We start from the raw sequence: 19,746 nt of genomic DNA on the forward strand, positions 1-19,746 counted from the left end.
GTCTGGAGCTTCAGGCTAGGTGGCGGCGCGTGCCAGATACAGGCAAAAGTGGCACTTTCATGCGTCACGCTAATGGCTCTGGTCGGCGCCACCGGCGCGCCCGTTGAGAATCCGGTAGAGCGTCCGCCGGCTGATGTCGTGCTCGCGGCACACCTCGGCATGATTCCGTCCGTTGAAGTCGCGGATCACCGCCGCATCGCGTTCCGCCTTCGACGGGCAGAAGTACACGCGCTCGCCACCCAGCTGCGTCACGAGCGCATTCCACGCCTCGCCGGCCATCTCCACGGCAATGCGTTCAGCCAGCCCGGTATGCTCGCGGATGACGCGCGTCATGCGGCTCTTGACGTTGACTTCGGTGTCCTGGTCGATGCTCACAGTCGCCACTCCTCGCTTCCGAATCCGTTGTCGTCGCGCGGCGCCGGTGGGGGCGTCTCGCGCGGCTTGCGCCTGCGGCCCTCGGCGGCGTCCGCCGCGGCCTGCGTGGGCTCCGCCTGGTCGGTGTCGAGCAGGTCGGTCTGGCGCAGGGCGCGTTCGGCGGCGGCCCAGTGCGCCTCGGTCCAGGTGTGCAGCCGCAGGCAGCGCACGGCGTGCAGCTGCATCGCCTCGAGGTCCCAGGCCTCGTTGCGCTCGCCCACCTTGCAGGTCCAGCGCGGCCGGCCGCCGTGCGGCGCCACCTTGGCCTCGCTGTTGAGCATGCGGCAGTACTCGTAGCCGACCTGCGCCGGCCAGTGCATGCGGCCGGGGCCGTCGCCGGTGAGCTTGAGGCGCTCTGCCAGCAGGTCCTTCGCCTTCTCGGTGCCGATCGCGTAGCGGCGCAGGCCGTACTTCGCGGCCTTACCGGCGGCGTTGGAATCCACGCTGCGGCCGGGCGGGCTGTAGATCTCCTTCCGCGGGTTGCCGTCACCCTTGGTGGCGATGACGCGGATACCCCCCTCGCGCCGCTTGCGGCGGCAGTACTTCAGCACGGCATCGTCGGTGGCGCCGTCGCCGGAGTCGACTTCCACCAGCGACGGGTACAGCACGCCGCCGCCGTGGTTGCGGATGGGCGTGGCCAGCACCTCGTCCAGCTTGCGCCAGGTGGCGTCCTCCAGCGGGTTGCCGAGGCACACACCGTAGTCGGCCAGCCAGCCTTCCTCTTCGCGCCCCCAGGCGCGGATCAAGTACTCCAGGCGCGGCTCGCCGGACTTCTCGCCGCCGCGCTGCACGTCCACGGTGACGATAAGCACCAGGCCACCGGCCGGCACGGTCTGCAGCGCGTAGGCCTCGCCGCGCTCCTCCAACGCCTCGGCGTCCGGCAGACCGCTGACCAGGCGGTACTCCTCGCCGAGCGTGCCGTTGACGAACTCGCGCATGAGGCTGTCGTCGCCGCGCACCTTGAGGGCGTGCACGGCCTCCAGGTAACGCTTGACGAGCTCGGACAGGCGCGCCTCGGCGAACACGCTGTACAGCTCGCTGAGGAAGAAGCCGGGCGAGGTGCCGCCCTGCGCCGTGGCCCGCCACCCGAAATCCGGCTGCTGAGCGGCGCGCCTGATCGCATCGTTCTTCTCGCGGTCGGACCACGGCCGCTCGCAGGCCTCGCACACGTAGCGCGCGGTGTCGGCTCGATGCGTGCCGTAGACGCTGTGGCTGACCAGCGCGTCCTGGTCCCAGGTGACCTGCTCCCACCGCAGGGTCTGCTCGTGGCCGCAGTGCGGGCAATCGACGTACATGCGCCGCTTGTCCGTCTTGCCCATCTCCAGCGTGATCGTGCTGAACCCTTCGTAGGTCGGCGTGCCGCCGATCAGCACCTTGCGATTGCTGAACGTCTTGGCGCGGGCCTTGCCGGCCGCGATGGCATTGCCCTGCCCCTTGACGTCCTTTCCGACATCGTCCGGCTCCTCGACGATGACAATGGGCACGTCCGAGGACTTCGTGTTGCCGGGGCTGTTGACGCCAGTCAGCTGGACGTAGCCGCCGGGGAACTCCTTGTAGTCCAGCGTGCTCTCGCTGCTGCGCTTGTCCACCGGCACCAGCTTGATCAGCTCGGGGATCGCGCGGATGGCCGGGTTGAGCTTCTCGCGGGTGAAGCGCTTGGCGCTGGAATCCTTGCCGAACATCGCCAGGATGGCGCGCGGGTCCTGGTGCATGTGGTAGAGCATCAGGTTCAGCGCGATCGACTGCGTATACCCGAACTGCGAGCTCTTCTGCACGGAGACCTCGCGCACGTCCGGATCGTCCAGCGCTTCGATGATGCCGATCAGCGCCGGCTGCCCGTCCCAACTGAACCAGCCGGGGCTCTCGCCGCCGGTGAGGTAGCGATACCGCTCCGCCCACGCGCGGTAGGTCAGCTGCTCCTTCGGCACCAGGCCGTGCCAGATCCGCAGCACTTCCTCGCGCGCCGGGCCGGAGAGGCGCGCCAGATCCTCGCGCACAGCGGACTCCCAGTTGATCAGCGCTGCGTCGGCGGTATCGGCGTCAAGCATCGGCCGGCTCCTCCGCGTCGATGCCGGCCTTGGCCATGCGCTCGAGGATGGCGTGCACGCGGTCGCGCACCACCTGCCGGCGCTCGGCGCGCGTGGCGCAGCCCTCGAGCTCCACGTCCAGCTGGCTGACCAGCGACAGCAGCGCGCCACGCACCATCGTGATGGTGGCGTTGAGCGCGGTACCGACATCCTCAACCGGCACCAGGCGCCGCGCCTCCTCCAGGCGCTGCTGTCGTGCCTTCAACGCGTTCTCCGCAGCCAGCCAGTTGCGCGGGTCGCGCCCCTCCAGCACCTGCAGCAGCGCCTCGGCGTCGCTCAGCTGCGACCACGCCACATGCTCTTTCGCCGGCGAAACAGGCTCGGCCCCGGCAGCGCTCGCGGGCAGTGCGGCCGGCACCGGCGCGACATCCGACGCGGCAGCCGGCGCAGCGCCCGCCCCCACCGCCTGGCCAGAGGCTCCGGCGCAAGCCTGGTCCCGCGGCTCGTCCGCGCCGGAAGCCGGTAGCGGCTGGCTCGGATCCGCCAGATGCGCGGTGGCAGCGTCGATGCGCGCCACCAGGTCGGGCCCGCCGCCGGAGCTCCAGCCCTTCGCCCGCTCCCGCACCGCCCGCACGCGCAGCCAGGCCAGCACATCCGCGATGCGGTAGAGCCGCGGCTGCCCCTGCGCCATCGGCGCCTCACTCGGGCACGCCGGCTCTTCGCGGATCCACTGCCGCGCGGCGTCCGGCTTCCACGAGCCGACACCGAGCCGGCCGAGCTCGACCATCAGCTGGCGGGCGGTGAGCAGGCCGACGCCGCTCACGACCGGCCACCCACGGCAATCGCACCAGGCGCCGACGCTTCACGCCACCCGCCGACCCGATCACGATGCCCCGTGATGCCTGCCCCGTGAACCCATCCCCGCCCACCAGGAACTAGGCAAAAAACGCGCCTCTCAGTACCCGCACGCCCGGATCCCAGGGAGGACCCGTGAATGTCGAGGGTGTTCCCCTCCTCGGAGCGGAGGGAACAGAGGTAGGAACGGCTGGAACGCCCGTGGTTGCGGGCTTCTTCCGTTCCTGTTCCCACCGTTCCCACTGTTCCTACCTGTAGAGACAGGTGCGCGCGCGTGTGCGCACGCACCTGTGCCCGTGTGGGTGCGCGGAGAGGTGGGAACGTGGGAACACGCCCACCACGCCGGCCTTTGAGGTAGGAACAGAGGTAGGAACAAGGTGGGAACAGGTGGGAACACTCAGGCATCAGTGTCCTCCAGCGGGTCATCGAACATCCCGTACGACGAGGTGCCATGCGGGCGCCGATAGGCCCACACCGTCACGCCGTTCCGGCGCACCTTGCACCGCACCCACCCGAGCTGCTTCAGCACCGCAGCGGCGCGCATCTGCGACTGCCGATCCTGCTTGCCGGCATCGATATCCAGCACCCTGCTCAACAGTTCAGCCGTGGTGGTCTCGTCCAGCGGCTCACGCTTGATCGGGTACCAGTGCGGCGGGCCGTGACCCTCGACATACCGCACGATCGGCTCGTACCAGACATCCTGCTGATAGCGCGCAGCCTGCTCCTCCCGGGCTGACGCCGGCAGCGTCCAGTAGTCCTCGCCCTTGCCGTATCGGTGCTGCGCCTCCGCCCACAGCTGATCGCGCACGCCGCGGATGGCGTCGATGTCGATCTCGGTCACATGCACCGGCATGAACCGCCTGGCGCCCGTTGGGTCGCGCAGGTACGCGTCCTCATTCGTGGTGCCCATGAACACGCACTGGCGCGGGAACGACTGTGCGATGTGCCCGTAGCTCGGTCGGTAGTGGTCGGCCTGCGTGCTGATCGCCTGCTTGATCTTCCCGACCTCGGCCTTGGTGAACGACTCCATCTCGGCCACCTCGACGATCCACCGAGACTGCAGGCTCTGATAGAAGTCCTTGTTCGCCGGACTCTCCATCGCCTCGGCGAACCACTCAGCCGACGCCAGCTCGCGCACCACCGTGCTCTTCTTGGCACCCTGCGGGCCCTCGAGGATCAGCATCAGGTCCGCCTTGCACCCCGGCTCGCGCACGCGCGCGATGGCGCTGACGAAGAAGCACCGGGCAACGGCCGCCAGGTAGTCCACCAGCTCCGAGCTCGTCGCATCCACGCCGCAGTAGTCCCGGAAGAACGTCGCGATGCGCGGCTGGCCATCCCACTGCAGCCCGTCCAGATACTCCCGCACTGGATGCACCGGGTTCTCGTGCGCCACCGGCAGCAGCGCCTCGCGCACCATCCCCGATCCCACGGTCATCCCGTAGGTGTCAGGGTGCGCCAGCCAGGCGGCGATGCGCACCACGTCCGTGTCCTCCACCGGACCGGGCTCGCCGCCGTACGGCGTCTCCCGGCGCTTTACGATCTGGTTGCCGAACGTGTCGAACGCCAGCACGCCGCGCCACTCCCGGTGCCGCGTCAGGATCGTGATCACGTTGTGCAGATTGACGCGGTAGCCGCCCTCCTTGTTCGTTGCGAGGGTCGCCTCCCACCCGTCCGACGCAACCGGCGGCGGTGCCCGGCTACTCTTGCCGCCCTTGTTCTTCTCGCGCCATTCCCTTAGCTCCCGGATCGCCTGCTGCGCATCCACGGCCATGGCGCCGAAGATCGCATCCACCAGGTCCAGCTCGCCTGCACCCGGTTCCGCGCCAACCACCACGCGCTTGGCGCCCTGATCGGTGAGCTTCGTGCCGTACAGCAGCAGCGCGGCCGTACCGCTCTGCAGCTTCATCGTCCGTGCAATCTGCCAGCCCGTGCGGCGCGACTTGCCGGCACTGCCCTCGAACGCGTACGGCATCCACGTGCCGTCCAACGCCAGCTCCGCGAACGTCATGTCCGTCCGGTCGCGCAGCAGCTTCCACACCTGACGGCCGAGCGGACCGAGGTCCGCCCCGTACTCGCTGCCGGGATCCTCGCCGGCGATGAACTCGTATGCGCCCCTCATCGCGCGAAGTGCCTCCCGCGCATCTCGGCCGCCGTCTCGCAGTCCACGCACATCCGCGCGGACGGCACCGCCTGGCGCCGGCGCTCGGGGATGAGCGCCTCGCACTCCTCGCACCACATCGCCCCGCTCGGCGCGGCATCCGTCCGGGCGCGCGCGGCTTCCAGTGCCGAGGCCCGCTCGCGCTCCGCCAGCTCGTTGGCGCGGTCGATGACGTCCGTCATGCCTGACGCAGCTTCACGGTGTTCGGGTGATCCCCCACCCGATCCCGGATGCGCGCAGCCAGGCCGATGGCATCGGCGGCCAGGTCATGCAGCGCGGCAATCGCGTTCGGCGCTATCGCGGCGTCCTCCGGGCCGAACTTCCCGTCGTCCAGCATCCGCGACACCTCCTGCAGCACCCGCCCGTGGTCCGAGCCCACGCGCCCGACGCTGGCGAGATCCTCCGCCGTGCTCGCATCCGCTTCCGGTGCCAGCACGCCCATGAACCCGTAGCGCCGCACCAGGTCGCGCGCACACCGCTCGCCGTATGGCGCCGGTAGCTCCGCCACCCAGTGCTCCTCCATGTCCGCGGGCATCGTCGCGCCGTCCGCCCAACGCGCCACGCGCTTATACCAGCGGCCCCGCGCACGCAGATAGTCCTGCGGCCGCACCGTGTCGTCGTCGAGATCCGGCACATCCACCGTCCGCAGATCCTCCGGCACCTCGCGCAGATACCGGCGCGCCAGACCAAGCGCGAACGTCGCCTCGTCCAGCCCCGTCTCGTCGCACGCATCGCGCAGATGCCGCACCAGCACGGCCTGCCGGTTGGGCGGCTGTCCGCGCGTAGACGTTGCGGGCACGCTGTAGCCCGGCGACGCTTCACTCATGAGGCACTTCCTCGCCATTGTCAGACAGCACCGGCACCGCCCCGGCGCCACCCAGCACGGGCAGGTTCGTCAGCACCAGCGCGTTGGCTGGCACCGGCGACTGCCCGTCCCACTCGTCGACAACGCACGAGCACCCGAACATCCGCCGCAATACCTCCGCGTTGCGGGACTTGCCGCAACCAGCCGGCGCGCTCAGGATGACGGGCTGACCCGTTGTTGCTGCGAAATCAGTCATGGCCGAACTCCGACAGACGCATTTCCCCTACTGCCTCTTGCGCGAGCCAGACGGGACCTACGTGGTGGTGAACCGCCGGTACAAGCCCGTTGGCTTCTGTACCGACGAATGGGTCGACTACAGCGCGCATCCGGTGCGAACCACGCTCAAGCTCTCGCGGGCTACTGCCGCCAAGCTCGACTGCGATGGACGCACCGGGGGCGAGCGCATCTACCTCTACAACGACGGCTGCGTCCCCACCTCCAGCGCGCAGCACATGCAGAGCTATCTCGAAAAGCTCGCTGTTCTGATGCGCATCCGGCTGGAGTCCGACGCGGGATAGAAAACGGCCGCCGGCAGCATGCAGTGCCAGCGGCCAATGCCGACTCGGAGCAAGGGGGTTGCGTCCGTTCGAGTCGGAGGAGACCTGGTTGTATCCCACTGCCCTTACGCGCACTTTCGCCCCTCGTCCGACAGGGACCGGAAGTGATCCCACGGGTAGTCAGGCCGAAGCTCCTCGCACCGCACCTCGCCTCCCGTGACGCGCTCAATCTCTACGCACTGATCGACCGGCACGCCGCGGCTCCGCCAGTTGTGCAGCCGTTGCGGCGACACGCCGATCGCACGGGCAGCGACCGAAGCGCATCGCTTCGGTCCGCTGAGTAGGCGAATTGCCTTCTCCAGGTGCTCGGTCGGGTCAGCCATCGGCTCATTACACACCACGTGTATTCCGACGTCAACATGCTGTTGAGCCAACTTTCAACGCGGCGTGTAGCTTGCGAGGTATGGGCCTACGGAAAGACCTACTCGACAAGCTCGAGGCCGAGCGCAAGCGCCGCGGTTTGACGTTCACCGAGATCGCGCACGAGATCGGCGCTACCTCGCAACAGCTGAACAACTGGTTCTCGCGCGGTGGCATATCCAAAGACCACATCGAGACACTCTGGCGCACTAAGCCATACCTTTTTGCTACTGCAGACCAGTTGGTGAGGGAAGAAGCCGCATCCTATGGGTCTAAGGTCCCGATTCTTACCTTTGTGCAAGCTGGTCAGCGTCACGAGAGTTCCGAATACGCTGACGCGAACTCGGCCGAGGAATGGATATCTTGCCCCAAGGCCCATTCGCAAAACTCCTACGCGCTTCGTGTCCGCAACGACTCGATGACAGCGCCGTATGGGAAAAGCTATCCAGAGGATTGCGTTATTTTCGTTGACCCGGAAAAACTTAGCCCGCTTTCCGGACAGCCCGTTATCGCCCGTATGCTTGACACTGGCGATCTCGTTTTCAAGTTATTCATGGAGGAGGCTGGAAAGAAGTGGCTCCGGCCACTAAACCCTCAGTTCCCTATAATCACCGAAGCGTTTGAAGTTGTCGGCACCGTAATCGGAAAATGGGAGGAGTCATGACGCGCACGAAGCTCATTACAGTTATCTTCTACGTCGCATCCGCAGCCGCCACCACCGGCTGTGTGGCAACCGTGCCCTACGCCCCACACAGCGAAGATCGCAGCTTCCGGGGCCCGCCCTTGCGCGCCACACACACTGCGACTGTCGGCGAGGCAATGATCACGGCTTACAACCACCATTCTCAGATTGGCGCCACCGTCGATCTCCAGCCAATCTCTAGCGACTCCTTCCCGGGCGCTGCGCGACAGGTCGGGTCCCAGTATTTTGGCAACGCACAGGGCGGAAAGCCCGAATCGAGATATGCGAACCTGCGCGAAGTAAGAATGAACGCTGGTGGCTTTGCCTATTGCGGTAGCGTTCAAGGCAACATCGCTTGCTTCTCGGACCCTAACGATGATCGGACATTCGAGAAGCTGGAGTGGTTTTCTCCCCAGTTTAGCGAACTCGGTGAGTTTGACGTGAAAGCCCCCTATACGACGGATTTCCACGTAATTGACGATCCGTCAGCCTTCCGCAAAGAACTAATCTACCAAGGCCGCGGAACGGGCACGATGCACGTGGTGTACCGCGAATACTCCGGGGGCGACCTGATCCGCCCCGCCTACTCGCAACAGCTGACCTACGAGCTGGAAGACAGCGGAGCGGAGATCGCCTTTCAGTCAGTACGAGTGCGCGTCCTCTCCGCCGACAACACCAGCGTCCGGTACGAGGTGCTCTCGAACTTCTGAGGCGGACAACCTACGCCCGCGGGCCATCCGCAAGCTGGGTACTGGAACGAGTTACACGCGGTGTTGACTTAAGCTTACACGCTGTGTTTAGCTTCTGCCTCCGTCATCCGGAGGCAGCCCGTGCAGCGCACCACCGACAACCGTCTTGCCTACCTCACCCACCCCCGCCGCCAGGAACTGATCGAGCGCCACTACGGCGCGCCGGCCATCCTCCGCAGCCAGCCGCCGCACGTCCGCTGCCCGCGGGCCGCCTGCCAGCGCCTGGACGAAGTCGCCCGCTACCAGCAACCGATCATCGCCAAGGCCCTGCGCGCCGGTGACATCCCCGCCGCCCGCGTCGCGGCCCGCACCGCCCGCGCCGCCTGGCGCCTCGCCGAGCGCATCCGCGCTGCCGCGGCCCACCGGCCGGCGGAGCGTGCGGCATGAGCGCCCCCACCCCCACCATTGACGAGCTGCTCACGCAGCGCGACCTGCTCTGCGCCCAGGCCCACGAGAAGCGCGCCGAGAGCTACTCCCTGGACGCCCGCGCCGCTGAAGTGGAGGCGGAAATTCGTGAGCGCGCGGGGTACGGGTACGAATCCCGCGCGCACGAAAATGCGCGCCATTACCGCGAGATGGCGCAGGTGTACCGCACGCTCGCTGACCGGTGCCGCGCCGGCGCCGCAAAGCGCACCGGGCAGAGGGCGCTGGCATGAGCTTCACCCACGCCCACTACGCCCGCGCCATCCGCCAGACCCTGCGCAGCACGCGCCGGCAGTTGGACTACGAAGTCCGCACCGGCCAGACCCACCCGCTCGTCGCCCGGGACTGCCTCGCAGCTCTCGAACAATGCGCCGAGCACCACGAGGCCGCCGCCCGCGCGCAGCGCCGCGCCGAGGCCCACCAGGAGGACGTCACCCATGCCCAGCACTGACACCACATTGGGCCATGTGCTCGACGTCATGACCGAGGCCGCGCAGCACTACGACTCGTGCTACCAGTACGACCTCGCCGAGCGCATGCGCAACGCCCGCACCATGGTCAGCGTCCACGACGAGACGCTGGCCGTAATCCGCGCCCAGCACGCGGACGAAATGCGGCGCAACGCCGCCCTGCAGCGCCGCATCGCCGAGCTCGAGGAAGCCGCGGGGGCGGACCAGTGATGCCCATCGTCGAGCTCATTCTGTACCTGCACGGCCGCCACCCCGACGCCACCCCGTGCATCACCCCCGGCTGCAACCGGCCCGTGCCGACCGGCCAGAAGCGGAGCCGGTGCCACCGCTGCTGCCACAAGACGCGGCGGCCGCAGCAGCGGCGGGTTGCGGCATGAGCGCGCGCAGCAGCATCGAGTGGACCGACGCCACCTGGAACCCGGTGCGCGGCTGCACGCGTGTGTCGGACGGCTGTCGCAACTGCTACGCCGAGCGCGTCGCCCACCGCTTCTCCGGCGGAGAGCAACCCTACGAGGGGCTGATCGACAAGCGCACTGGCGGCTGGAGCGGCTCCATCCGCCTGGTACCGGAGGCGCTCGACGAACCCCTGCGCTGGCGCAAGCCCCGCCGCGTGTTCGTTTGCTCCATGTCCGACCTGTTCCACCCGGACGTACCGGACGAGTTCATCGCAGCGGTGTTCCGGACCATGGTGCGCTGCATCGGCAAGCACACCTTCCAGGTGCTGACGAAGCGCCCCGAACGCATGCGCGCATTCATCAGTCGCTGCGCGAAGTCCGAAGCCGGGTGGATAACGCACAACGGCGAGAACCCGAGGGGCTACCATCCCGGCACCGGGCACATCGTCACCTATGCCAGCTTCACGCACACCTATCGAAAGGTGGAAGTCGAGTCGGAGAACTGGCCGCTGCCCAATGTCTGGCTCGGCACCAGCGTCGAGAACCACGCGGCCGCCGAGGAGCGCATCCCGGAGCTGCTGGCCACGCCCGCCGCCGTCCGCTTCCTGAGCTGCGAGCCGTTGCTGGGTCCGGTCGACCTTCACGACTTGATAGAGCCCGAGCGCGATGCAACCGGAGAGCACCACTACAGCGCGCTGACCTGCGACGTTGACCCAGTCGATGACCCATGGGACGGCGCCTGCGTTGACTGGGTCATCGCCGGCGGTGAATCCGGCCCCAACGCACGCCCCATGCACCCCGACTGGGCGCGCTCGCTGCGCGACCAGTGCGAGGCGGCCGGCGTGCCCCTCTTCTTCAAACAGTGGGGCGAGTGGGCGCCGACCGAAGCGCTCGCGGCATACATGTCTGGCATACGCGAGAACGCAACCTGGTTCGCCGACAAGTGGAACTACGGGGAAGAGGACATCGGAGGTGACGGCTCCTATGACGAGCTGGAACCGGATGTCTGGCGCGTGGGCAAAAAGCGCGCCGGCCGCCAACTCGACGGCCGCACGCACGACGGGATGCCGGCATGAACCCCGCCGCCCATATTTCGCCGGCGAAACCGCGCATCTACTACTACCCCTGCCGCTGCCGCCGGTGCGGCACGCGCAAGACCCTGCGCATGCACCCGGACCACTACTACCGGCGCCGCTACGCCCGCTGCCCCGCGTGCAAGGCCGACGACATGCGCGTCGACACCTACCGCGCCAGCGGCCGCGAGGCGAAGCGCTACCTCTGCCACTGCGACCACTACGGATTCCCCCACCGCCGCGGCTCCCTGCTCTGCGAGCACGGCGTGATGGGCCGCGAGGGCTTCAGCCAGTGGTCCGTCGGCTGCCCCGAGCACGACGAACGCGAGCACGCGCTGTTCGAGGCCTTCCTCGCCGAACACCGCGGCGAGCCCCACCACCAGCAGCGGGAGGCCGCCTGATGCCCGACACCGCACACCCCACCGCCACGACCACGCGCCTGCCCCTCGCCAGCATCGACCGCGACCCGGCCCAGCCGCGCAAGCACTTCGACGACGCCGCCCTGCACGAGCTGGCCGACAGCATCCGCGCGCACGGCATCATCCAGCCCATCGTCGTGCGGCCAGCGGACGATTCGGATGCGCCGCGGCTGGTCGAGCCCGCGGACTACCTCATCGTCGCCGGCGAACGCCGCTGGCGGGCGTCGCACATCGCCCAGCTGGAGGACGTGCCGGTCATCATCCGCACCGACCTCGATGCCGAGCAGGTGATGGTGCTGCAGGTGCTCGAAAACCTGCAGCGCGAGGGCCTGACGCTGCCCGAGACCGCGCAGGGCGTGCACGTGCTGGTCGCGCAGATCGGCACCACCAAGACCGCCGCCCAGCTCGGCAAGAGCGAAGCGTGGGTCAGCAAGCATGCCCGGATCGGCGACCTGGACCCGCGCGTCCAGCACCTCGTCGATGAGGGCGCGCTCACCAGCGCCGACCTTGCGCACGACGTGCACAAGCTGCTCCGCGAATGCGAGCGCGGGGAGTCCCTGGGCATCGCCTGGCTGCGCGACCGGATCAGCAGCGTCCTGCGCGCCGCCAGCGACGGCGAGCTGCGCCGCGCCTACGTGCGCGACCGGCTGAGCCACACCGCCGAGGATATCGCCCGGCACGAGCGTGCCGAGGCCATTCGCAACGGTGGGGGCGGAGCCGAGCCCGAGTCGGCGCCGGAGCCTGCACCGCAACCTGCACCGCCTGGCAACGCCGGCGGGCAGACCGGCCTTGACCTTCCGCCGGAACCCGCGCCCGAGCCTGCGCCGGCGCCTAGCGCCGAACAGCACCTGGCACCCGGCCCGGAAATGGACGCGGCCACGGAAAGCCGGCACGCCGCCCGCAATCAGCTGGCGCACGACATGACGCCGATCATCGCGGCCCTGACGCGCCGAATGCTCGCCGGCATGGGCCTGAACGTCGCCGCGCTCTATCCCGAAGTCAACACCGACGACGACACCGAGCTGCTCGACAACTATGCCCCGGACGTCGATCCCGTTTGCGTCCGGGTAGATATCCCCGGCGTCGCAAGCCAACGCCCCATCCCGGCCGCCGAGGACGCAAGCCTCGACATCACCCTCACCAACCTCAACCACCAGCAGGCCGAGCGCCTGACGCAGTGGGTGGAAGCCGGCGGCCTCACCGGCCAGCCGGCGGACCGCCCCGCCGACGGCGCCGAGGCCCTGACCCGCTTCATGGCCCACGGCATGCGCGCGCGGGACGGCGCCAGCACCCGCGCCTGCCTGCTCCGCGCGCACTACATCGCCTACTGCATCAACCGCGGTGTCGAGCCCATCTACTCCGAATCCGCGTTCACCGACGCGCTCCGCGCCGCCGGCTACCGCATGCACCGGCTGAAAACCGGGCGCGTGTTCCTCGACTGCGAGCCCGCTCAGGAGGCCCACCGATGTGCATGATCGACGACGCCGAGGGCGTGACCATGCTGTCGCGGCGCGAACCGGTCGCCGCGCAGCCCCACCGCTGCAACGAATGCGGGCGCCGCATCCATCCAGGTGAGCGCTACACGCGCGAGGCGTTCGTGCTCGACGGCGACTTCGTTCAGCACGCGACCTGCGCCCACTGCGCCGTCGTGCGCGAATGGCTGGAACGCGAGTGCGGCGGCTACGTGTTCGGTGCGGTCGGTGAGGACCTGGACGAACACGCTCTTGAATACCGACGCATCGACCTCCTGCGCCTCTGCGTCAGCAGCCGCCGCCGATGGCGCAACCAGGCCGGCGCGTTGATGCGCGTGCCCGCCGTACCGCCGACGACCGAGGAGCGGGCAGCGGCATGAGTCACACCGAGCCCATGCACCAGCTCGCCCTACTCCCCCACGAGATCACCGTCGACCTGTTCGCAGGCGGCGGTGGCGCTTCGCTCGGCATCGAGCGTGGGCTCGGCCGGCCTGTCGATGTGGCGGTCAACCACGACCCTGAAGCGGTGGCCATGCACCAGGTCAACCACCCGCGGACGGAGCATCACTGCGAGAGCGTGTTCGCCGTGCACTGCGCCCGGGTCACCCGCAATCAGCCGGTCGGCCTACTGTGGGCGTCGCCGGACTGCACGCACCACAGCAAGGCCAAGGGCGGCAAGCCGGTGAGCTCGAAGCGACGCGGCCTGGCGTGGGTGGTGGTCAAGTGGGCGCGGCGCTGCCGACCGCGCGTCATCGCGCTGGAGAACGTCCAGGAGTTCGAGGATTGGGGCCCGCTCACGCCCGAGCGCAAGCCGTGCCCCGTCCGCAGGGGCGCCACCTTCCAGCAGTGGGTGCGCCAGCTGCAGCGCCTCGGCTACGCCGTCGAATGGCGCCGGCTCCGCGCGTGCGACTACGGCGACCCCACCATCCGCGAGCGCCTGTTCGTCATCGCCAGGCGAGACGGCGCGCCCATCATTTGGCCGGACCCCACGCATGGAGCGCCCGACAGCCCCGACGTGCGCAGCGGCCTGCTGCAGCCATACCGGACCGCCGCCGAGTGCATCGACTGGTCGATTCCGGTGCCGAGCATATTCGGCCGCAAGAAGCCGCTGGCAGACAACACGCTGCGCCGCATCGCCAAGGGCGTGCAGCGCTTTGTGCTGGACTGCCCGCAGCCGTTCATTGTCAGCAACCTGAGCAACAACGCTCCCCAGGATATTCGTGCACCAGTCTCGACGCTGCTGACCGGGAACCACAAGTACCTGTGCGCCCCCTACTTCGTGCCTCGCTACGGCGAGCGCGCCGGCCAGCAGCCCCGCACGCGCAGCGTCTTGGAGCCGCTGCCCACCATCGTCAACACCGACAACGGCGCGCAACTGGTGGCCGCTTTCATGGAGCAGGCCAACACCGGCGTGGTCGGCCACCCGATGACAGCGCCGGTCAGCACCATCGTCGGCAAGGGCAGCACGCAGCGGCTGGTGCACGCCACCCTCGCCGATAGCGGTGGCGGGCGCGAGAGCAACGCCCGGCACGTGGCGGCCCTACTCGCCCCCTACTACGGCAGCGGCTCCGGCCTCACCGGCCGCGACCTGCGCGACCCCGCGCCAACGGTCACCAGCACCGACCGTCTGCAACTGGTCACCGTGGTCATCGACGGCACCAGCTACATCCTCACTGACATCGGCATGCGGATGCTGCAGCCGCGCGAGCTGTACCGCGCACAGGGCTTCCCGGACACCTACGTCATCGACCGGCGCCCCGACGGCAGCCGCCTGCCGAAACACAGCCAGGTCCGCATGTGCGGCAACAGCGTCCCGCCCGGGCTCGCCGCCGCCATCGTCCGCGCCAACTTCGCCATCACCCAGCTACCCATGGAGGCAGCAGCATGACCACCGCCCCCGAGATACTGCAGGCCGGCATCGACGCCATGGCCGACCGCGCCGCCACCCGCGACGCCGACCAGGAGCGCTCCATGGCCCGCGCCGTGGCCATATTCAACGCCGCGAAGGGCACTGCCCTCAGCGAGCGTGACGGCTGGGAGTTCATGGTCTGCCTAAAGCTCGCGCGCGCACAGGGCGGTGGCCACAACCCTGATGACTACGTCGACGGTGCCGCTTACTTCAGTCTTGCTGGCGAATCCGCAGACGCAGCGTCAGCTGCCAGCAGCACCCTTCGATAGCTCCATCACTAAATGCGACGCGTCGAATCAATTGCTCCCCAATTCGCCGGACGGCGAGCCCGCTTCAGCGTCGATGAAAATTTCGCCGTACACGTACTCGTGAAGATCACTACGCACTCTACAGGCCATGTCGTAGAGATCGTTCACCATACTCAAGCCGGTGTTCGTGGCGAACTGGATATCAATAATTACTTGTCCAGAAAGGGCGCTCTCACCCCAAGCGCGCACATACGATCTGTTGTAGGCCCTGCCGTAGGTGATAAGCCCGATCAAGTCGTCGCGAGTGGACTTGGGAATCACCTTGAATCGCATGATGTGCGGCTCGAGCTCATCAAGCCACGGAATATAGAGGTCGGGGATGGTATCCCGGGTTACGTGCGTAGCTTGCGGGGCTCTCGGCAGCGACTGCTTCAGCGCGGAAAGCCGAATATGAATGCCTTCAACGTAACTGAGCATGAGCGACGACAAGACGTCTCTATCAGCACGCTCCTCTGCCTCGCGGTCGGCTATGCGAGCCTCTCGCTCTTCCTGCTGCAGATTACGGGCTTCTGCCATGGATTCATTATGAATCCGCCCAGCGCTGCGCGAGGACAACGCTGCAGCTACCGCAGCGGAAATCGTTCCTATCGCCGTCCATGCCGCCCAGTTCACCTCGTACCCGTCACCACACACAAACTCGACAAACATTCTCCCCCTCCAAACCGTTCACCGCAGCCATGGTGCATCAAATGCGCTTGGTCCTAGCCCGCACCTGGATTGAGCGGCACTTCGATCCGAGCGATGCGCCGGACGAGCGCACCGTGCGGTCTTGGGTGCGCAACGGCCAGGTGCGAGGCCGAGAAATTGGGCGGCGGGTCTATATAGATGACGACGCATTCATAGAAAGCACCGGAAACGCACTGGCTGACAAACTATTAAGCGCGCAAGCCAGATAGCTAACGCGTCATCAAATCCTCGCGTCTCTCTTGGCGCTCAATTAATCTTTTCGCCTCTTCTGTTGTCACGCCTTTTCTATCCAGCTCGGGGTCCATTTCGCGTGCCATATCCAGAAACCTACCTGCCGCAGAACTACCCTCAGCTGCAGCTTTCTGGATTAATGCGAAGCTCATTGCCATGCTGTGATCTTTGGAAGCTATGGCCCTTTCCCATTCTACCGGACTGAACTTGTTGAGTAGCTGGTCCAGTTGCCATAGAGCAAACTGCAGGCGTGACGAAGACAGCGAGAAGCACCTCCCAAGCTCTCCGTATAGTCGGTTGACTGCCTGAGACCGGTAGTCCCGTATGCTAGAACTACTCACTATAGATGTGGGGCTCTTTGAATCCTGAAGTATGTTGAATAACTTTTCTCTTTCCCCGCCAAAGTCGCATTCAATTTCGATGATATTCAATACGATCCAATGCGACCAGACGTGCTCATAAAGAAAGCGGGCTGATATTTCAAGCATCTCCCTTTTTTCTTTGGATTCTATGCTCCGACGCCGAACCTCCATGCATATTGGGATCGCGAGCGCGACAACAACAGCTGCCGTGGTCGCCGACGCCTGCCAGATAGCGATCTCTGATTCCGTCAACTTACTTCACCCCGCATAAACTTCCTGCCAGCGCTCCCCATGCCGGTCGAGATAGGCGCGCGTCATCTCCACCGAGGCATGCCCCATGAGCGCCTGCACCTGCTCATCTGACCATCCCAGTTCTTCTCGGTAAAGATCACCACCGAGCGCGCGGATCTCGTGCCACGTCGGACGCGCCGCCGGCACCAGGTGATCGCACACCCCGAGCGCGTCGCGCAGCCGGCCGAACTCTCGCGTCAACGCCTCCGGCGCTAACTGGCGCTCATGCGTCCGCCAAGCCGCGGGCCTTCGCTTGCGCGGGGTCCAGTGGAGCAGATACGGGCAGTCGCCCCGCTCCGGGCTGTTCAGACACGCGATGATCGCCGCCTTGAGGTTCCGCCCTGGCGTGATTCGCAGCAAGCCCGTGCCGTAGCCCTCGACTTTTCTCTGCCGAACCGACAACTGGCCACCAGCCCATGCCGATGCGGTCAAAAGCACGACATCCTCGCGCCGCTGCAACGACCACAGAGACAGGTCCATCGCCCGCTGCAGCCAGGGCGCGGCCGCATCGCGGATGGCGTCGAACGCATCGCGCGTCAGCCGCTGCCGCGTGATCGACTCGACCCTCTCTATTGTGGCATCGACCGGGTTATCCGACCGCAGCCCGCGCGCCACCGCGTGGCGGAACACTTGCCCGAGCAGGCCCCGGTATCGGTTGCTCATCCGCGGCGGGTACGCCTCGAGCAGCTCCGCCACCGCCCGCCGATCGACATCCGCAATGCTGCGATCGGGGCCCAAGCGCTCGATGGCGTGATCCAGCATCAGCCCGTACTCATAGAGCGTCTTGTCAGCCAGCGGCCCGCCGCGCTTCGTCCGCCGCTCCGGCAGCGCCTCGCGCCGGAACCACCCGAAGTGCTTGGCGACCGTCGACGCCGGCTGCTCTATCCGCGACAGCGCAGCCGACACCGGGTCACCAGCAGACCGGCTCAGATAGAGCGCGACCGCCTGTTTCGCCGCCTGCAGATCCCGCCCGAGCGGCACCTCTTTCGACCCACCCGGCACCCGGAAATAGTAGTAGACGCGATCACCGCGTCGGCGCTCATAGAGTCCGTCTGGCCACCCCCGCCGCCCCCTCGCGCGCGCTCGTCCCATGCCTGTCTCCCGCGGCTCACCCCGAGCCGGACGGTAGCATAATGGAACGATAGTGGAAAAATAGTGGAACGGCGCCACGAGGGCGCCGTAACTTATTGATTTTGGTCGGGGCGGCAGGATTCGAACCTGCGACCCTCTGCTCCCAAAGCAGATGCGCTACCAGGCTGCGCTACGCCCCGACTGGGCGCCATTATTCCATGTTGGTGCGGCGATCGCCGCGGTCACTACGTTCGGCTCCTGCCTCACCAAGTGACCCGGCCCGGGCCGTCCTGGCCCGGGCGCGCAATGCGCTGCGAATGCCCACCGGGCATTCGGTCGCATAGCGCCCAGGCTGCGCTACGCCCCGACTGGGCGCCATTATTCCATGTTGGTGCGGCGATCGCCGCGAGAACCGCCCGCTTCGCCCGGACCGGGAGTACATCGCCAGGGGACGGCCCGACCGGATCGACGCGCATGCGGGCAGGGACCCGCCGCGACCACTTGAGTGGGGCGCTCCGATCACGAATCGGGGGCGTGGAAACCTTGAGCCGCAGCGTGGTTCTGCTATGATGCGCGGCCCGGCGCACCGGTGGTTTGTGTGATCCGTGGTGGACGTAGCTCAGCTGGTAGAGTCCCGGATTGTGATTCCGGTTGTCGTGGGTTCGAGTCCCATCGTCCACCCCATCCGCATCAGCGCGGGCCGCTAGCTCAATGGTAGAGCAGCTGACTCTTAATCAGTAGGTTCGGGGTTCGAGTCCCTGGCGGCCCACCAAATTGCTTGACGCTGTAACGCACTGACAGCGTTGAAATTGTACCGCCTTGCTCCCAAACAGACACCTCCGTCTGTCGGTCGAGCGGCGGCACTAGGCATCCAGCTAGCATCCTGATTAAGAGCTTGACGGCGCGCTCGGAGAGCATGCACGTCGCTCACTGCGTTCTCCTAGCCGCTCTACCATTGAGCTAGCGGCCTCTAACACACGAACACAAAAGCGACCTCCCACCGAGAGGGGGTAACAGGGGGTTCACGGGCTTGCGTAGTCGTATTCTCCGCTGTGCCAGTTACCTACGCAAAATTTCTGCTGCCAGCCCCCGCCGGCAAGCCGAACACGCGCGATAACTGCTGAGATGCAGCCCATCTACACACCGGCCCGCTCAATGCCTACCCGCGCTTCGACCCATCGCATCATCTCAGAAACAGAGATGTTCAAGCTCCCAGCGATCTTGGACATGGCCTTCAAGCTAGCCGAGTTCCGACCCCGCTCCAACAACGACACGTAATTGCGCTACAACCCTGCCTCCAGGGCCAACGATTCTTGCGTTAGGCAGCGTTCTATACGCAACTCCCGCAGAACCTGTCCGAAGGCTTCCTCTGGCTGCACCACCGCTCCCGTCTGACCGACGAACGGTAGGTGCTGATCCCCAACAAGTCTTCACAATATATTGGTCACGCCTCTGCTACGGTGCAGATCGAGCCGCTACCTCTCGCAACCATATTACCGATTCGCTCCATAGTACAATGAAAGAGCACCTAAAAACTGCAGCCGCCCTATCATTATTCGCGATATTCATTATATGGGTCGCAGGATTCTTAGTATATTTCTTTTCTCTAACAGCTCATCACCATAAAGAATGCATCAATGAGAAAGGCTGGTTAGTTGGTCTCGCTTGGGGGTGCGAAAACCCAAGGCATACTATGGCCAAAATAGGCTTAACATCCGTTATATGGCCGATTGATTTAACCCAATCGCTCCTGATCCATCTCCAACATGACGGACCCTCTGCAACCACACCACAGGAGCAAATTGAGCAATCAACCATCGATGGAATATACTTGTGCCAAGCAATTGCAGAGCGGCTCAACAGGCCAGAAGACAATCGAGTTTTATCGACCTCTATAGAGCTTATCCGCACGATAGCGCCAAACCATGATCATAGTGACGCCTTCTTAGACTCAAAGACCAAGTGCAA

25 protein-coding genes and 3 tRNA genes are annotated in these 19,746 nt (G+C 66.3%); 16 read left to right on the top strand and 12 right to left on the bottom strand.

What is annotated here, in order from left to right; genetic code table 11:
• Positions 1-69 precede the first annotated feature (69 nt).
• The 7 genes from KAH28_RS03865 to KAH28_RS03895 all read right to left on the bottom strand — a co-directional run bounded on the left by KAH28_RS03865 (position 70) and on the right by KAH28_RS03895 (position 6,515).
• The gene (locus KAH28_RS03865) at positions 70-375 is read right to left on the bottom strand and encodes a Mor transcription activator family protein (RefSeq protein WP_290574496.1); all 306 of its coding nucleotides are present in this window, start codon (positions 373-375) and stop codon (positions 70-72) included.
• The gene (locus KAH28_RS03870) at positions 372-2,462 is read right to left on the bottom strand and encodes a terminase gpA endonuclease subunit (protein WP_290574497.1); all 2,091 of its coding nucleotides are present in this window, start codon (positions 2,460-2,462) and stop codon (positions 372-374) included. Before KAH28_RS03870 ends, KAH28_RS03865 begins: the two co-directional genes overlap by 4 nt.
• Positions 2,455-3,264 (bottom strand): hypothetical protein, encoded by an 810-nt coding sequence (locus KAH28_RS03875; protein WP_290574498.1) that lies wholly within the window; start codon positions 3,262-3,264, stop codon positions 2,455-2,457. Before KAH28_RS03875 ends, KAH28_RS03870 begins: the two co-directional genes overlap by 8 nt.
• A gap of 429 nt (positions 3,265-3,693) precedes the next feature.
• Positions 3,694-5,334, bottom strand: coding sequence for a virulence-associated E family protein (locus KAH28_RS03880; protein WP_290574499.1), 1,641 nt, complete (start codon positions 5,332-5,334; stop codon positions 3,694-3,696).
• A gap of 77 nt (positions 5,335-5,411) precedes the next feature.
• Positions 5,412-5,636 (bottom strand): TraR/DksA C4-type zinc finger protein, encoded by a 225-nt coding sequence (locus tag KAH28_RS03885; protein WP_290574500.1) that lies wholly within the window; start codon positions 5,634-5,636, stop codon positions 5,412-5,414.
• On the bottom strand, positions 5,633-6,280 hold the full coding sequence (locus KAH28_RS03890) for a hypothetical protein (RefSeq protein ID WP_290574501.1): 648 nt from the start codon (positions 6,278-6,280) through the stop codon (positions 5,633-5,635). The genes KAH28_RS03885 and KAH28_RS03890 overlap by 4 nt, the downstream gene beginning before the upstream one ends.
• Positions 6,273-6,515 (bottom strand): hypothetical protein, encoded by a 243-nt coding sequence (locus KAH28_RS03895; RefSeq protein ID WP_290574502.1) that lies wholly within the window; start codon positions 6,513-6,515, stop codon positions 6,273-6,275. Before KAH28_RS03895 ends, KAH28_RS03890 begins: the two co-directional genes overlap by 8 nt.
• Here KAH28_RS03895 and KAH28_RS03900 point away from each other — a divergent pair.
• Positions 6,514-6,837: a hypothetical protein gene (locus tag KAH28_RS03900; RefSeq protein WP_290574503.1), complete on the top strand. Its 324-nt coding sequence runs from the start codon at positions 6,514-6,516 to the stop codon at positions 6,835-6,837. The two genes, KAH28_RS03895 and KAH28_RS03900, sit on opposite strands and share 2 nt — an antisense overlap.
• 104 nt (positions 6,838-6,941) lie before the next feature.
• Here KAH28_RS03900 and KAH28_RS17435 read toward each other — a convergent pair whose 3' ends face one another.
• Positions 6,942-7,199, bottom strand: a complete 258-nt coding sequence (locus KAH28_RS17435; RefSeq protein ID WP_366918119.1) for a YdaS family helix-turn-helix protein — start codon at positions 7,197-7,199, stop codon at positions 6,942-6,944.
• An 80-nt stretch (positions 7,200-7,279) separates the two neighbouring features.
• Between KAH28_RS17435 and KAH28_RS03905 the strand changes: the two genes are divergently transcribed.
• The 12 genes from KAH28_RS03905 to KAH28_RS03960 all read left to right on the top strand — a co-directional run bounded on the left by KAH28_RS03905 (position 7,280) and on the right by KAH28_RS03960 (position 15,097).
• On the top strand, positions 7,280-7,900 hold the full coding sequence (locus KAH28_RS03905; RefSeq protein ID WP_290574504.1) for a S24 family peptidase: 621 nt from the start codon (positions 7,280-7,282) through the stop codon (positions 7,898-7,900).
• Positions 7,897-8,628: a hypothetical protein gene (locus tag KAH28_RS03910; protein ID WP_290574505.1), complete on the top strand. Its 732-nt coding sequence runs from the start codon at positions 7,897-7,899 to the stop codon at positions 8,626-8,628. The genes KAH28_RS03905 and KAH28_RS03910 overlap by 4 nt, the downstream gene beginning before the upstream one ends.
• Before the next feature lie 120 nt (positions 8,629-8,748).
• Positions 8,749-9,054, top strand: coding sequence for a hypothetical protein (locus KAH28_RS03915; RefSeq protein WP_290574506.1), 306 nt, complete (start codon positions 8,749-8,751; stop codon positions 9,052-9,054).
• Complete coding sequence (locus tag KAH28_RS03920; RefSeq protein WP_290574507.1) at positions 9,051-9,323, top strand: hypothetical protein; 273 nt, start codon at positions 9,051-9,053, stop codon at positions 9,321-9,323. The genes KAH28_RS03915 and KAH28_RS03920 overlap by 4 nt, the downstream gene beginning before the upstream one ends.
• Positions 9,320-9,541 carry a hypothetical protein gene (locus KAH28_RS03925; protein ID WP_290574508.1) on the top strand — a complete coding sequence of 74 codons (222 nt, stop codon included), beginning with the start codon at positions 9,320-9,322 and terminating at the stop codon, positions 9,539-9,541. Before KAH28_RS03920 ends, KAH28_RS03925 begins: the two co-directional genes overlap by 4 nt.
• Complete coding sequence (locus KAH28_RS03930) at positions 9,528-9,770, top strand: hypothetical protein (RefSeq protein WP_290574509.1); 243 nt, start codon at positions 9,528-9,530, stop codon at positions 9,768-9,770. The genes KAH28_RS03925 and KAH28_RS03930 overlap by 14 nt, the downstream gene beginning before the upstream one ends.
• Before the next feature lie 163 nt (positions 9,771-9,933).
• On the top strand, positions 9,934-11,031 hold the full coding sequence (locus KAH28_RS03935) for a phage Gp37/Gp68 family protein (protein ID WP_290574510.1): 1,098 nt from the start codon (positions 9,934-9,936) through the stop codon (positions 11,029-11,031).
• Entirely contained in the window at positions 11,028-11,429 is a 402-nt protein-coding gene (locus tag KAH28_RS03940) for a hypothetical protein (RefSeq protein ID WP_290574511.1), read from the top strand. Before KAH28_RS03935 ends, KAH28_RS03940 begins: the two co-directional genes overlap by 4 nt.
• Positions 11,429-12,922 (top strand): ParB/RepB/Spo0J family partition protein, encoded by a 1,494-nt coding sequence (locus tag KAH28_RS03945; RefSeq protein ID WP_290574512.1) that lies wholly within the window; start codon positions 11,429-11,431, stop codon positions 12,920-12,922. The genes KAH28_RS03940 and KAH28_RS03945 overlap by 1 nt, the downstream gene beginning before the upstream one ends.
• Positions 12,919-13,299: a hypothetical protein gene (locus KAH28_RS03950; RefSeq protein ID WP_290574513.1), complete on the top strand. Its 381-nt coding sequence runs from the start codon at positions 12,919-12,921 to the stop codon at positions 13,297-13,299. Before KAH28_RS03945 ends, KAH28_RS03950 begins: the two co-directional genes overlap by 4 nt.
• The gene (locus KAH28_RS03955; protein ID WP_290574514.1) at positions 13,296-14,807 is read left to right on the top strand and encodes a DNA cytosine methyltransferase; all 1,512 of its coding nucleotides are present in this window, start codon (positions 13,296-13,298) and stop codon (positions 14,805-14,807) included. Before KAH28_RS03950 ends, KAH28_RS03955 begins: the two co-directional genes overlap by 4 nt.
• A complete protein-coding gene (locus tag KAH28_RS03960) occupies positions 14,804-15,097 on the top strand; it encodes a DUF6378 domain-containing protein (RefSeq protein ID WP_290574515.1) in 294 nt (97 codons plus the stop codon). Before KAH28_RS03955 ends, KAH28_RS03960 begins: the two co-directional genes overlap by 4 nt.
• Before the next feature lie 27 nt (positions 15,098-15,124).
• Here KAH28_RS03960 and KAH28_RS03965 read toward each other — a convergent pair whose 3' ends face one another.
• The 4 genes from KAH28_RS03965 to KAH28_RS03980 form a co-directional block, all read right to left on the bottom strand.
• On the bottom strand, positions 15,125-15,784 hold the full coding sequence (locus KAH28_RS03965; protein WP_290574516.1) for a hypothetical protein: 660 nt from the start codon (positions 15,782-15,784) through the stop codon (positions 15,125-15,127).
• A gap of 248 nt (positions 15,785-16,032) precedes the next feature.
• Positions 16,033-16,668: a hypothetical protein gene (locus tag KAH28_RS03970; protein WP_290574517.1), complete on the bottom strand. Its 636-nt coding sequence runs from the start codon at positions 16,666-16,668 to the stop codon at positions 16,033-16,035.
• A gap of 6 nt (positions 16,669-16,674) precedes the next feature.
• Entirely contained in the window at positions 16,675-17,799 is a 1,125-nt protein-coding gene (locus KAH28_RS03975; RefSeq protein WP_290574518.1) for a phage integrase Arm DNA-binding domain-containing protein, read from the bottom strand.
• A 102-nt stretch (positions 17,800-17,901) separates the two neighbouring features.
• A tRNA-Pro gene (locus KAH28_RS03980) sits at positions 17,902-17,978 on the bottom strand.
• Positions 17,979-18,386: 408 nt separating this feature from the next.
• On the opposite strand from KAH28_RS03980, the gene KAH28_RS03985 reads away from it, so the two are divergent.
• The 3 genes from KAH28_RS03985 to KAH28_RS03995 all read left to right on the top strand — a co-directional run.
• Positions 18,387-18,462 (top strand) — tRNA-His (locus tag KAH28_RS03985).
• Between the two features lie 13 nt (positions 18,463-18,475).
• Positions 18,476-18,550 (top strand) — tRNA-Lys (locus KAH28_RS03990).
• A gap of 744 nt (positions 18,551-19,294) precedes the next feature.
• Positions 19,295-19,746: hypothetical protein (locus tag KAH28_RS03995; protein ID WP_290574519.1), on the top strand; the 452-nt coding region annotated here is incomplete at its 3' end.

The organism is Algiphilus sp. (genome assembly GCF_023145115.1).
Classification (GTDB): domain Bacteria; phylum Pseudomonadota; class Gammaproteobacteria; order Nevskiales; family Nevskiaceae; genus Algiphilus.

Coding starts and splice junctions, on each gene's coding strand:
- KAH28_RS03870 (WP_290574497.1), bottom strand. CDS start 2,462: ATGCTTGACGCCGATACCGCCGACGCAGCGCTGATCAACTGGGAGTCC.
- KAH28_RS03885 (WP_290574500.1), bottom strand. CDS start 5,636: ATGACGGACGTCATCGACCGCGCCAACGAGCTGGCGGAGCGCGAGCGG.
- KAH28_RS03890 (WP_290574501.1), bottom strand. CDS start 6,280: ATGAGTGAAGCGTCGCCGGGCTACAGCGTGCCCGCAACGTCTACGCGC.
- KAH28_RS03900 (WP_290574503.1), top strand. CDS start 6,514: ATGGCCGAACTCCGACAGACGCATTTCCCCTACTGCCTCTTGCGCGAG.
- KAH28_RS03895 (WP_290574502.1), bottom strand. CDS start 6,515: ATGACTGATTTCGCAGCAACAACGGGTCAGCCCGTCATCCTGAGCGCG.
- KAH28_RS17435 (WP_366918119.1), bottom strand. CDS start 7,199: ATGGCTGACCCGACCGAGCACCTGGAGAAGGCAATTCGCCTACTCAGC.
- KAH28_RS03905 (WP_290574504.1), top strand. CDS start 7,280: ATGGGCCTACGGAAAGACCTACTCGACAAGCTCGAGGCCGAGCGCAAG.
- KAH28_RS03910 (WP_290574505.1), top strand. CDS start 7,897: ATGACGCGCACGAAGCTCATTACAGTTATCTTCTACGTCGCATCCGCA.
- KAH28_RS03920 (WP_290574507.1), top strand. CDS start 9,051: ATGAGCGCCCCCACCCCCACCATTGACGAGCTGCTCACGCAGCGCGAC.
- KAH28_RS03925 (WP_290574508.1), top strand. CDS start 9,320: ATGAGCTTCACCCACGCCCACTACGCCCGCGCCATCCGCCAGACCCTG.
- KAH28_RS03930 (WP_290574509.1), top strand. CDS start 9,528: ATGCCCAGCACTGACACCACATTGGGCCATGTGCTCGACGTCATGACC.
- KAH28_RS03935 (WP_290574510.1), top strand. CDS start 9,934: ATGAGCGCGCGCAGCAGCATCGAGTGGACCGACGCCACCTGGAACCCG.
- KAH28_RS03940 (WP_290574511.1), top strand. CDS start 11,028: ATGAACCCCGCCGCCCATATTTCGCCGGCGAAACCGCGCATCTACTAC.
- KAH28_RS03945 (WP_290574512.1), top strand. CDS start 11,429: ATGCCCGACACCGCACACCCCACCGCCACGACCACGCGCCTGCCCCTC.
- KAH28_RS03950 (WP_290574513.1), top strand. CDS start 12,919: ATGATCGACGACGCCGAGGGCGTGACCATGCTGTCGCGGCGCGAACCG.
- KAH28_RS03955 (WP_290574514.1), top strand. CDS start 13,296: ATGAGTCACACCGAGCCCATGCACCAGCTCGCCCTACTCCCCCACGAG.
- KAH28_RS03960 (WP_290574515.1), top strand. CDS start 14,804: ATGACCACCGCCCCCGAGATACTGCAGGCCGGCATCGACGCCATGGCC.
- KAH28_RS03965 (WP_290574516.1), bottom strand. CDS start 15,784: ATGTTTGTCGAGTTTGTGTGTGGTGACGGGTACGAGGTGAACTGGGCG.
- KAH28_RS03975 (WP_290574518.1), bottom strand. CDS start 17,799: ATGGGACGAGCGCGCGCGAGGGGGCGGCGGGGGTGGCCAGACGGACTC.